The 11587-nt window shown below is 63.2% G+C and carries 9 protein-coding genes; 7 read left to right on the top strand and 2 right to left on the bottom strand.

Going from position 1 to position 11587, the window contains the following annotated elements; all coding sequences use genetic code 11:
• Positions 1-33 precede the first annotated feature (33 nt).
• From PBDP_RS07680 to PBDP_RS07670, 3 genes are all read left to right on the top strand, one after another.
• On the top strand, positions 34-1392 hold the full coding sequence (locus PBDP_RS07680; protein ID WP_109755801.1) for a TolC family outer membrane protein: 1359 nt from the start codon (positions 34-36) through the stop codon (positions 1390-1392).
• 27 nt (positions 1393-1419) lie between these two features.
• The gene (locus tag PBDP_RS07675) at positions 1420-3579 is read left to right on the top strand and encodes a type I secretion system permease/ATPase (RefSeq protein ID WP_116834191.1); all 2160 of its coding nucleotides are present in this window, start codon (positions 1420-1422) and stop codon (positions 3577-3579) included.
• 107 nt (positions 3580-3686) lie between these two features.
• Entirely contained in the window at positions 3687-5051 is a 1365-nt protein-coding gene (locus PBDP_RS07670; RefSeq protein ID WP_116831730.1) for an HlyD family type I secretion periplasmic adaptor subunit, read from the top strand.
• Between the two features lie 143 nt (positions 5052-5194).
• Here PBDP_RS07670 and PBDP_RS07665 read toward each other — a convergent pair whose 3' ends face one another.
• Positions 5195-5797 (bottom strand): tRNA-uridine aminocarboxypropyltransferase, encoded by a 603-nt coding sequence (locus PBDP_RS07665; protein ID WP_109755803.1) that lies wholly within the window; start codon positions 5795-5797, stop codon positions 5195-5197.
• A 2-nt stretch (positions 5798-5799) separates the two neighbouring features.
• On the bottom strand, positions 5800-6693 hold the full coding sequence (locus tag PBDP_RS07660) for a LysR family transcriptional regulator (protein WP_003184133.1): 894 nt from the start codon (positions 6691-6693) through the stop codon (positions 5800-5802).
• 339 nt (positions 6694-7032) lie between these two features.
• Here PBDP_RS07660 and speB point away from each other — a divergent pair, with 339 nt between their 5' ends.
• From speB to PBDP_RS07640, 4 genes are all read left to right on the top strand, one after another.
• Positions 7033-7983 (top strand): agmatinase, encoded by a 951-nt coding sequence (gene speB / locus PBDP_RS07655; protein WP_212802048.1) that lies wholly within the window; start codon positions 7033-7035, stop codon positions 7981-7983.
• A gap of 9 nt (positions 7984-7992) precedes the next feature.
• A complete protein-coding gene (locus PBDP_RS07650; RefSeq protein ID WP_116831728.1) occupies positions 7993-8400 on the top strand; it encodes a YybH family protein in 408 nt (135 codons plus the stop codon).
• 54 nt (positions 8401-8454) lie between these two features.
• Complete coding sequence (locus tag PBDP_RS07645; RefSeq protein ID WP_116831727.1) at positions 8455-9966, top strand: purine-cytosine permease family protein; 1512 nt, start codon at positions 8455-8457, stop codon at positions 9964-9966.
• A gap of 196 nt (positions 9967-10162) precedes the next feature.
• Positions 10163-11551, top strand: a complete 1389-nt coding sequence (locus PBDP_RS07640) for a sodium:solute symporter family protein (RefSeq protein ID WP_109755806.1) — start codon at positions 10163-10165, stop codon at positions 11549-11551.
• The last annotated feature ends 36 nt before the right edge of the window (positions 11552-11587 follow it).

Genomic DNA, 11587 nt, shown 5'->3' with positions numbered 1-11587 from the left:
ACGAAGCACTACAGCCCTCAGGAGATGCACCCCATGCGCGTTCTAACCCCCCTCTGCAGCGCGGTTTTGCTGGCCATGGCCTGCTCTTCTCAGGCGCAGGCCATGTCCTTGACCGAAGCGATCCAGAGCACCATCGCTACCCACCCGGAGCTGGCACAACGGGTGGACAGCCGTCTGTCGGCCAATGAAGACGTCAAGGTCGCCAGGGGGGGCTTTTTCCCGTCGGTGGATCTCAATGCCGGTTACGGTCGCGGCTACAGCGACAACACCAACACCCGGGCCTTGGGCAACCACCACACCAATATCCTGACCTACACCCAATCAGAGCTGCGCCTGCGGCAGATGATCTTCGACGGGTTCAACACCGCCAATGAAGTGGAACGTACCCAGGGCGTGGTCAACTCCCGGGCCTATTACGCCCAGGGCACCGCCCAGGATCTGGCGCTACGTACCATCGAGGTCTACCTGGAAGTGCTCAAGCGTCGCGAACTGGTGACCCTGGCCAAGAACAACCTGCAGGCGCACCTGCGGGTCAACGACCAGATCGGCCTGCGCACCGAACGTGGGGTGGGCAGCACCGCCGACTCCGACCAATCCAATGCCCGTCGAGCCCTGGCGGAAAACAACTACGACACCGCCCAGGTGGACCTGGCCGACGCCGAGGCGAATTTCTACAGCGTGGTCGGGCGCATGCCCGATGAGTTGGAAATGCCGCCCTCGACCAAGGGCGAAATCCCCGCCGATCTGCGCGAAGCCCAGCAAAGCATGGTGGATAACAACCCGTACCTGAAATCGGCCCAGGCCGACATACAGTCCGCCGAAAGCCAGTACGAAGTGGCGAAGTCACCGTTCTACCCCCGTTTCGATGCCGAGGCGGCGGTGGGCGCCAATAACAACATCGGTGGCGAAGAAGGCCATGACAACAACTGGCGGGTCGGCGTGGTGATGAACTACAACCTGTTCCGCGGTGGCAGCGACAAGGCGCGGCTGGCCTCCAACGCCCACCAGATCAACCAGGCCATGGACATCCGCAACAATGCCCTGCGCCAGCTCAACGAAGACACGCGCCTGGCCTGGAACGCAATGCTCAACGCTCGCAAACAGACGCCTACCGCCCGGGAATACGCCGAAACCACTTCCCGTGTGCGGGCCGCCTACCAGGATCAGTTCGGTCTCGGTCAGCGCACCCTGCTCGACCTGCTCGACAGCGAAAACGAGCTGTACAACGCCAACCGTCGCTACACCGAGGTGCGTTACACCGAGGAATACTCGATGTACCGGGTGCTGGCGAACATGGGCCTGCTGTTGCACAAGCAACGGATCGTGCTGCCGGCCGACGCGGTCGCGCAGACCGAAGTCAAGAATCAGGCCCGGCTGCCGGAACTGAAGTAGTCCCCCCGAAAAATGGGAGCGATCAATGTGACCAGCATGGAACCTGCAACCCCCGGCGCTGATCCGCGGCTGAATTTCGATGATCCCTTGCTGGACGGCCTGTTGATCCTCTGCAAACTCCATGGCGCGACGGTCAGCCGCGCCAGCCTCAGCGCCGGGCTTCCTATGGCGCACCAACGCTTGAGCCTGGACCTGCTGCCACGCGCAGCGGCCCGGGCGAGCTTGCAGGCGCGACTGTTGCGTCGTGAGCTGGCGGATATCTCGCCCCTGAACCTGCCGGTGATGCTGGTCCTGGTGGGCGGCCGCTGTGCGGTATTGCGGCGCTGGGGTGAGGATGGCAAGGCGCTGATCCTGCCCAGCGAAGCCGACGGCGGCGAACAATGGGTCAGTCGCGAGGAACTGGCCCTCGATTACAGCGGCCAGGCCTTGTTCGCCCGGCCGCGCCATGAACTCGAAGACCTGCGCTCGCCTTTGGTGCCGCGGGTCGAGGCGTGGTTTCGCGACACCTTGAAACTGTCGCGCTGGCTGTACAGCGACGCGATCCTGGCGAGTTTCCTGATCAATCTGCTGGGCCTGATGGTGCCGCTGTTCGTCATGCAGACCTACGATCGCGTGGTGCCGAACCAGGCCACGTCAACCTTGTGGGTGCTGGCCGTGGGGCTGCTGATCGGCACTGGTTTCGAACTGGTGTTGCGGGTGGTGCGAGCCCATCTGCTGGACACTGCCGGCAAGAAAACCGACGTGGTTCTTTCCGCCACCCTGTTCGAGCGCATCACCGGCATGGCGATGAAGGCCAAGCCGGTGACCATCGGCGGCTTCGCCCAGAGCATCCATGACTTCCAGGGCCTGCGGGAGTTTCTCACCGCCGTAACCCTCACCAGCCTCATCGACCTGCCCTTCGCCCTGCTGATGCTGGTGGTGATCGGCCTGCTCGGTGGCTGGCTGGTGGTGATTCCAGTGGTGGCGTTTCCCATCACCATTGTCTTCGCGATGATCATCCAGGTGCGCCTGCGCGACACCGTGCAAAAAAGCCTGGCCCTGGGTGCCCAGCGCCAAGCCTTGTTGATTGAAACCCTCGGCGGCCTGGAAACCCTCAAGGCCTGCAGTGCCGAAAGCGAACGCCAGCATCAGTGGGAAAGCACCCACGGCGCCCTCACCCGCCTGGACAGCCATGCGCGCAACCTCTCGGCATTGGCGACCAACGGCACGTTGTTCCTGCAACAACTGGCCGGCATGGCGACCATCGTCGCCGGGGTCTACAGCATCATCGCCGGCAACCTCAGCGTCGGCGCACTGGTGGCGACCTACATGCTCGGCAGCCGGGTGCTCGCCCCTCTCGGGCAGATCGCCGGGCTGATCACTCGCTACCAACAAGCCCAGCTCACCATGCGCAGCACCGATGCCTTGATGGCATTGCCCCAGGAGCGTGACGCCAAGCAACGGCCACTGGATCGCACCCAATTGCAGGGCGCGCTGGAGGTCAACGGCGTGACCTTCCATTACAACGGCCAGAGCTCCCCCGCACTGGCCAATATCAGCTTCAGCCTCAAGCCCGGCGAACGGGTCGGGATCATCGGTCGCAGCGGTTCGGGCAAGAGCACCCTGGCGCGCCTGGTGATGGGCTTCTACGCGCCGGAGGAAGGCCAGTTGCTGCTGGACGGCCTGGACCTGCGGCAACTGGACGTCGCCGACCTGCGCCAACAGATCGGCTACGTCGCCCATGACCTGCCGCTGCTGGCCGGTAGCCTGCGGGACAATCTCACCCTCGGCGCCCGCTACATCAGCGACGCGCGCATGCTGGAAGTGGCGGAACTGACCGGCGTCACGGAACTGGCGCGCCAACACCCCCAAGGCTTCGACCGCCCAGTGGGCGAACGTGGGCAGTTGCTTTCCGGAGGCCAACGCCAGGCCGTGCTGCTGGCCCGGGCCTTGTTGCTCGACCCGCCGATCCTGCTGCTGGACGAACCCACCAGCGCCATGGACAACAGCAGCGAAGACGTTTTGCGACAAAAGCTCCACACCCACGTACAGGGCAAGACCGTGCTGCTGGTGACCCACCGCACCTCGATGCTGAGTCTGGTGGATCGGTTGGTGGTGTTGGACAACGGCCGGATCGTGGCGGATGGACCGAAGGACGCGGTGATCGATGCATTGCGCAAGGGACGGGTGGGGTCTGCGGCGGTATAGCTGCCAACACAGCAACCTGTGGGAGCAAGCCTTGCTCTCACAGATAACCCTCTCAAGCCACAGGTATGTGTTCGGCTTTATTTCACTTAACTGACGGGTACCGCCCCATGTCTGCTCAAACCCCGGATTCAGCCGCCCGAAGCTACTTCGGCAGTTTCAGCAAAAGCGCCGAAAGCGAGTTCATGGCGGAAACCGCCGGCGCCACATTGCAGGATTCGCCGCGCCGCTCGCGGGTCACCGTGTGGCTGGCCGCCGGCTTGATCGTCACCGGGCTGGTCTGGGCCAAACTGGCGGTCTTGCAAGAAGTCACCACAGGCGAAGGCAAGGCGATTCCGTCGAGCAAGGTCCAGGTGATCCAGAACCTGGAGGGCGGCATCGTCACCGAGATTTTCGTGCGCGAAGGGCAGATGGTGAACAAGGGCGACACCCTGCTGCGCCTGGACGATACGCGGTTCCTGTCGAACAAGGGTGAAAGCGAGGCTGACCGTTATGCGCTGACGGCCCAGGTCGAGCGTCTGTCGGCCGAGGCCGAGGGGCGCCCGTTCGCGCTCTCGGCAGAGGTCACCGCCAAGGCGCCGCAAGTGGCCGAGGACGAACGCTCCCTGTACGAACAACGGCAACGGCGCCTGGCCAGCGAACAACGGACCCTGACCGAACAACTGCGGCAGAAGACCCAGGAACTGGCGGAGTTTCGCTCCAAGCAAGGCCAGTTCAGCTCCGCCCTGGCCTTGTTGCAAGAGGAAATGAACATGTCCGCGCCGCTGGTACGCACCGGAGCGGTGTCGCCGGTGGAGATCCTGCGGCTCAAACGCAGCGCGGTGGAAATCCGCGGCTCACTCAACGCCACCACCCTGGCCATTCCCCGGGCCGAATCGGCTATCAACGAGATCAAGAGCAAGATCGACGAATCGGAACAGACCTTCCGCTCCGAAGCGGCCAAGGACCTCAACGAGAAACGCACCGAACTGTCGAAAATCACCGCCTCGAGCATCGCCATCGACGACCGCGTGACCCGCACCACCGTGGTCTCGCCGGTGCATGGGGTGATCAAGCAACTGAAGGTCAATACCATCGGCGGCGTGGTGCAGCCGGGCAACGACATGGTGGAAATCGTGCCCCTGGAAGACAACCTGCTGATCGAAGCCAAGGTTCGCCCCCAGGACGTGGCGTTCCTGCATCCGGGCCAGAAAGCCATGGTCAAATTCAGCGCCTACGACTACACCATCTATGGCGGACTGAGCGCCAAGCTCGAACTGATCGGCGCCGACACCATCACCGACGACAAGGGCAACAGCTTCTACCTGATCCAGGTGCGCACCGATAAAAATCATTTGGGCGGGGATGCCAAACCGTTGCTGATCATTCCGGGGATGGTGGCGACGGTGGATATCATTACCGGGGAGAAAAGCGTGCTGGATTACTTGCTCAAGCCGGTGTTGAAGGCGCGGACCGAGGCGATGCGCGAGCGGTAGCCCCTGAGCTGAGACTTCATTGATTGTTCTACCACTATCGCGAGCAGGCTCGCTCCCACAGTTGATCTCCAGTGCATGCACAAATCTGCTAACACCACAGATCCAATGTGGGAGCGAGCCTGCTCGCGATGAGGCCAGCACAGTCACGACCTATTCTCAGCATGGTTACGCTGGTAGGTCTCCTCCCCCATCGCCGCAATCTGCCCCTCGATCAATGCCTCGAACGGCCTGAGCAACGGCTCGAAGCTGCTTGGCGCTTCCAATGTCTGCAACGCCTGGACAATCGCCTCCACCGTCGACAACGCCCCCGGCCCCGGGGCCTTGCGCAAGCGATAACGGGACACGCCGCCTTCGGCCAAGGTCACCCTCGGCAGCGCCGCCAACAACGGGTTGAGGTGCAGCAGCTTGCGCGCCTTGCGCCAGGTACCGTCGGGCACGACCAACAGCAGCGGCTCCTCGGACGGAACATAAGCCTGCAGCGGCTGCGCATCCTCACTGGGAAACAGCAACCGCGCCCGATAACCCGGTGGATTGAGCAGCCTGGGCAAGTCCTCGAACACCTCGCCCACGATCAACTCGGCATTGTTGAGCCCCAGCGCCGCCAGCCTGGCCGTGTTCAAGGCATGGTCCACTTCGCTGGGATGCTGCAACAGCAAGACCCGGGTGCGGCTGTCGAGGCTGGGGATCAACGGGCACAAGCAATGGCTTTGCGGTCGTTGGCAGCGCGAGCATTGAGTTCTGGACATGGTCAGGCCTGATTCAGTTGAGCTTTGAGCAAATCACGGAATGTCTGGATCAGCGGCTCGCGGCTGCGACCACGGCGCACGATCATCGAAAACGGCGCCTGATAACCGAAGGTCGCCGGCAGCAACACACGCAAATCGCCCTTGTCGACCCACGCCTGGGCATAGTGCTCAGGCAGGTAACCGACGTAGGCGCCGGACAACACCAGGATCAACTGCGCCTCCATGCTCTCCACCGTCGCCGCGCTGTGCTTGAAGCCATGGCGGGCCAGCTCGGCCTGGCTCCAGTAACCGCGCCCGACCATGCGCTGCTGGGTGATGACTTGCTCGGGGATGCGCCGCTCGTTGAACAGCGGGTGGCGGTTGCTGCAATACAACCAGTGCTGCTCGCGGTACAGCGGCATGTAGACCAGCCCGCTCATGCGCGTGGAAAACGCACCGATGGCCAGGTCCAGGCGGTTGTCCTGCACGCCGAGTTGCAGTTCGTAAGGGCTCATGACCGACAGGTGCAAATGCACCGCCGGATGCTCCTGGCTGTAGGCGCCGATGGCTTCGGCGAATGGCAAGGCCTTGTCGCTGACCGTGGAGTCGATCACCCCCAGGTTCAACGTGCCGCGCAATTCGCCCTTGAGCGCGGCGGCGTACTGCTCGAACCCTTCGAGTTCGCCCAGCAGGCGCAGGGTTTCCTGATGGAACAACTCGCCCTTGCTGGTCAGGCTGAACCCGCCCCGGCCGCGATGACACAACACCAGGCCCAGGGCTGATTCAAGCTGGCTCATATAGGTGCTGATGGCCGACGTGGAAAGGTTGAGTTCGTGCTGGGCATTGGCGAACCCCTGGTGCCGGACCACGCTGACGAAAATGCGCAGCAGTTTCAGGTCGGGTAGAGCGTTGGCCATTGGGTGTCTCCCGATCACATATGGATAGCACTTGTCGCGCTGTTGTGGCGAGGGAGCTTGCTCCCGCTCGGCGGCGCAGCCGTCGTAAACCTGGCGACGCGGTCTGTCTGATTCACCGAGGTGAATGGTTTTGGGGCCGCTTCGCTGCCCAGCGGGAGCAAGCTCCCTCGCCACAGGGGCATCCTGTCCTCCAGGACTGCACTGCTGCGAAGTCTATCGCCCTCTCCCACATTAGTTTAGAAAAATCTGAACTAAGTATTTGCCCCCAGCGATTCTTCCCCTCCCAGGCTTTTCGCAGAATCGGCCCCTGATAAATAAAACAACGATGAGGCCCTACCCGTGGACAAGATTCTTCACCAACCACTGGGCGGCAACGAAATGCCGCGCTTCGGCGGCATCGCCACCATGATGCGACTCCCCCATTTGCAGACCGCTGCCGGCCTGGACGCAGCCTTCGTCGGCGTGCCGCTGGACATTGGCACCTCCCTTCGCGCTGGCACCCGTTTCGGGCCGCGGGAGATTCGCGCCGAATCCGTGATGATCCGCCCCTACAACATGGCCACTGGCGCCGCGCCGTTCGACTCGCTGTCGGTGGCCGACATCGGAGACGTGGCGATCAACACCTTCAACCTGCTGGATGCGGTGCGGATCATCGAGGAGTCGTACCACAAGATCCTCAAACACAACGTCATTCCCCTGACCCTGGGCGGCGACCACACCATCACCCTGCCGATCCTGCGGGCGATCCACAAGAAACACGGCAAGGTCGGCCTGGTGCACATCGACGCCCACGCCGATGTGAACGACCACATGTTCGGCGAGAAAATCGCCCACGGCACCACCTTCCGCCGCGCCGTGGAAGAAGGCTTGCTCGACTGCGACCGCGTGGTCCAGATCGGCCTGCGGGCCCAGGGCTATACGGCCGATGATTTCAACTGGAGCCGCAACCAGGGTTTCCGCGTGGTCCAGGCCGAAGAGTGCTGGCACAAATCCCTGGCCCCGCTGATGGCCGAAGTGCGCGAGAAAGTCGGCGGCGGTCCGGTGTACCTGAGCTTCGACATCGACGGCATCGACCCTGCCTGGGCCCCTGGCACCGGCACCCCGGAAATCGGCGGCCTGACCACTATCCAGGCAATCGAAATCGTGCGCGGCTGCCAGGGTCTCGACCTGGTCGGTTGCGATCTGGTAGAAGTCTCGCCACCGTACGACACCACCGGCAACACTTCGCTGTTGGGCGCCAACCTGCTGTACGAGATGCTCTGCGTACTGCCCGGCGTGGTTCATCGCTGAGGTGCGCCCATGAACCAACAGGACCAAGTACGCCAGGCCGCCGCACAACTGGTGTCGGCCTTCGCCCGTAATGACCGTGACGCCTACTTCGGCGCGTTCACGGCCGATGCGAGTTTCGTGTTCCACACCCTCGAACAGCCCCTGCTGTCACGCGATGCCTACCAGGCGTTGTGGGACCGCTGGCGCTCCGAGGATGGCTTCGAGGTGCTGGACTGCACCTCAAGCAACGCCTTCGTCAGCCTGCAAGGGGACGTGGCGGTTTTCATCCATGACGTGGCCACCGAGCTGCGCATGCAAGGGGAGCTTCACTTTAGCCAGGAGCGCGAAACCATTGTGTTTCGCCAAGAACAACAAGGCCTATGGCTGGCCTGTCACGAACATTTGTCCGCAATGCCGGAAGGGCTGCCAATCCCTTAGCCAAACAGGCGACGCTCACACTCGATGAGCGCGCCTTTATGATCGGAGCAGATCATGAATAACAATAACGACAACAGCCTTACGCAAATCGAAACCTTCGGGGTCGAACAGATCCCCGACCACGAACGCACCGCCGGCCCAGGCGATCTGTTTCGCCTGATCTTCGGCGGCGCCAATACCTTTGCCACCGCAGTGCTCGGCAGTTTCCCGGTGCTGTTCGGCCTGTCATTCCAGGCTGGAGTCTGGGCGATTGTGCTGGGGGTATTGGTGGGTTCGATCATCCTCGCGCCGATGGGCCTGTTCGGCCCGCTCAACGGCACCAACAACGCGGTGTCTTCCGGTGCGCACTTCGGCGTGCACGGACGGATCGTCGGTTCGTTCCTGTCACTGTTGACCGCCATCGCGTTCTTTTCACTGTCGGTGTGGAGTTCCGGAGACGCATTGATCGGCGGTGCCAAGCGGTTGATCGGCGTACCGGAAACCGACCTGAGCCTGGGCCTGGCCTACGGCCTGTTCGCCTTGCTGGTCTTGACCGTGTGCATCTACGGCTTTCGCTTCATGCTGTGGGTCAACCGCATCGCCGTGTGGGCCGCCAGCCTGTTGTTCTTGCTGGGCATCGTGGCCTTCGCGCCGACCTTCGACAGCCAGTTCGCCGGCACCGTCAGCCTCGGCCAGCCGGGCTTCTATGCCGCCTTCATCGGCGCGGCGCTGGTGGCCATGAGCAACCCGATTTCCTTCGGTGCGTTCCTCGGTGACTGGTCGCGCTACATCCCGCGCAACACGCCCAAGCGCCGCATCATGCTGGCGGTGATCGCCGCGCAACTGGCGACGCTGATTCCGTTCCTGTTCGGCCTCGCCACCGCCACCATCGTGGCGATCAAGGCGCCGGACTACATCGCGGCCAACAACTACGTAGGCGGCCTGCTGGCGGTCTCGCCGAGCTGGTTCTTCCTGCCGGTGTGCCTGATCGCGGTGATCGGCGGCATGTCCACCGGCACCACGTCGCTGTACGGCACCGGCCTGGACATGTCCAGCGTGTTCCCACGGGTGCTGTCGCGGGTCAAGGCGACACTGCTGATCGGCGTGCTGTCGATTGCCTTCATCTTCATCGGCCGCTTCGCCGCGAACCTGGTGCAAAGCGTGTCCACCTTCGCCGTACTGATCATCACCTGCACCACGCCGTGGATGGTGATCATGATCATCGGCCTGCTGATACGCCGCGGCTTCTACTGCCCGGATGACCTGCAAGTGTTCACCCGTGGCGAAACCGGCGGGCGCTACTGGTTCAGCCACGGCTGGAACTGGCGCGGCCTGGGGGCGTGGATCCCTAGCGCGTTGGTGGGCTTGTGCTTCGTCAACCTGCCGGGCCAGTTCGTCGGGCCGCTGGGGGAACTGGCCGGCGGGATCGACATCAGCCTGCCGGTGACCCTGGGTTTGGCTTCGGTGGTGTACCTGGTGTTGCTGGGGCTGTTTCCAGAGCCGGCAGCGGTGTATGGGCCGGGGGATCCGCGTAGCAAGGGTGCTGCGGAGCCAATCGATAAACCCTCCCTCAGCCAGACCGCCTGACCCGAGATCAACGAAAGACCCGTGGCGAGGGAGCTTGCTCCCGCTGGGGCGCGTCGCGGCCGCTGATGGCGACTGCTGCGCAGTCGAGCGGGAGCAAGCTCCCTCGCCACAAAAAGCGCGCTCACGCAGGGGTTGAGGTGCCAGGGACGGCAGCACCCCGACTCACTATAAAAAAGACAATCGGAGACACGCCACCATGGCTTTGGACTTAATCGTCGTTCTTATCTACGCTGCCGGCATGATCGCCCTCGGCTGGTACGGCATGCGCCGCGCCAAGACCCGTGACGACTACCTGGTCGCCGGGCGCAACCTCGGCCCGGGCTTTTACCTGGGCACCATGGCCGCTACCGTACTGGGCGGTGCGTCCACCATCGGCACCGTACGCCTGGGCTACGTCTACGGCATCTCTGGATTCTGGCTGTGCGGCGCCATCGGCCTGGGCATCGTCGGCCTCAGCCTGTTTCTCGCCAAGCCGTTGCTCAAGCTCAAGATCTACACCGTGACCCAAGTGCTGGAGCGTCGCTACAACCCCGCCGCGCGCCAGGCCAGTGCGCTGATCATGCTGGTTTACGCATTGATGATCGGTGCCACCTCGACCATCGCCATTGGTACCGTGATGCAGGTGCTGTTCGGCCTGCCGTTCTGGGTTTCGATCCTGGTGGGCGGCGGCGTGGTGGTGTTGTATTCCACCATTGGCGGCATGTGGTCGCTGACCCTCACCGACATCGTGCAATTCTTGATCATGACCGTTGGCCTGGTGTTCCTGCTGATGCCGATGTCCATCGTCGATGCCGGCGGCTGGGACGCCATGGTGGCCAAGCTGCCGGCCAGCTACTTCGATTTCACCGCCATTGGCTGGGACACCATCCTCACCTACTTCCTGATCTACTTCTTCGGCATCTTCATCGGCCAGGACATCTGGCAACGGGTGTTCACCGCCCGCAGCGAAGGCGTGGCCAAGGTCGCCGGCACCGCCGCCGGCCTGTACTGCGTGCTGTACGGCCTGGCCGGGGCGTTGATCGGCATGGCGGCCAAGGTCTTGCTGCCGGACCTTGCGAACGTCAACAACGCCTTTGCCAGCGTCGTCCAGACCAGCCTGCCCAACGGCATTCGCGGGCTGGTGATCGCCGCGGCCCTGGCGGCCTTGATGTCCACCGCCGCGGCAGGCCTGCTCGCGGCGTCCACCACGGTGGTCCAGGATTTGCTGCCACGCCTGCGCCAGGGCCGTGAAAGCGGCAGTGGCGACGTCCACGAAAACCGTATCGCGACCCTGCTGATGGGGGCCGTGGTGCTGGTGATCGCCCTGGTGGTCAGCGACGTCATCAGCGCCCTGACCCTGGCCTACAACCTGTTGGTGGGCGGCATGCTGATCCCGCTGATCGGCGCCATCTACTGGAAGCGCGCCACCACTGCCGGCGCGATCACCAGCATGTCGCTGGGCTTCTTGACCGCCTTGTTCTTCATGCTCAAGGATGGCCTGGACGCGAACACGCCGATCTACTACAGCCTGAGCGTGGCGCTGGTGAGTTTTGTGCTGGTGAGTGTGTTGGCGCCACGCCCGGAGGTGGTGGCCAAGGCGGTTTGATCGACAACTGAAATCAAGCCGAACGCAGTTGTGGCG

This window comes from Pseudomonas sp. St290, from assembly GCF_018325805.1.
In the GTDB taxonomy this organism is placed as follows: domain Bacteria; phylum Pseudomonadota; class Gammaproteobacteria; order Pseudomonadales; family Pseudomonadaceae; genus Aquipseudomonas; species Aquipseudomonas bijieensis.
Note: the sequence above shows the minus strand (reverse complement) of the source record. Positions and strands in the feature narration are given on the sequence as shown.

Excerpts from the sequence above, each read along its gene's own strand:
- PBDP_RS07670 (WP_116831730.1), top strand. The coding sequence starts at position 3,687 with ATGTCTGCTCAAACCCCGGATTCAGCCGCCCGAAGCTACTTCGGCAGT.
- PBDP_RS07680 (WP_109755801.1), top strand. The coding sequence starts at position 34 with ATGCGCGTTCTAACCCCCCTCTGCAGCGCGGTTTTGCTGGCCATGGCC.
- PBDP_RS07640 (WP_109755806.1), top strand. The coding sequence starts at position 10,163 with ATGGCTTTGGACTTAATCGTCGTTCTTATCTACGCTGCCGGCATGATC.
- PBDP_RS07645 (WP_116831727.1), top strand. The coding sequence starts at position 8,455 with ATGAATAACAATAACGACAACAGCCTTACGCAAATCGAAACCTTCGGG.
- PBDP_RS07665 (WP_109755803.1), bottom strand. The coding sequence starts at position 5,797 with ATGTCCAGAACTCAATGCTCGCGCTGCCAACGACCGCAAAGCCATTGC.
- PBDP_RS07660 (WP_003184133.1), bottom strand. The coding sequence starts at position 6,693 with ATGGCCAACGCTCTACCCGACCTGAAACTGCTGCGCATTTTCGTCAGC.
- PBDP_RS07650 (WP_116831728.1), top strand. The coding sequence starts at position 7,993 with ATGAACCAACAGGACCAAGTACGCCAGGCCGCCGCACAACTGGTGTCG.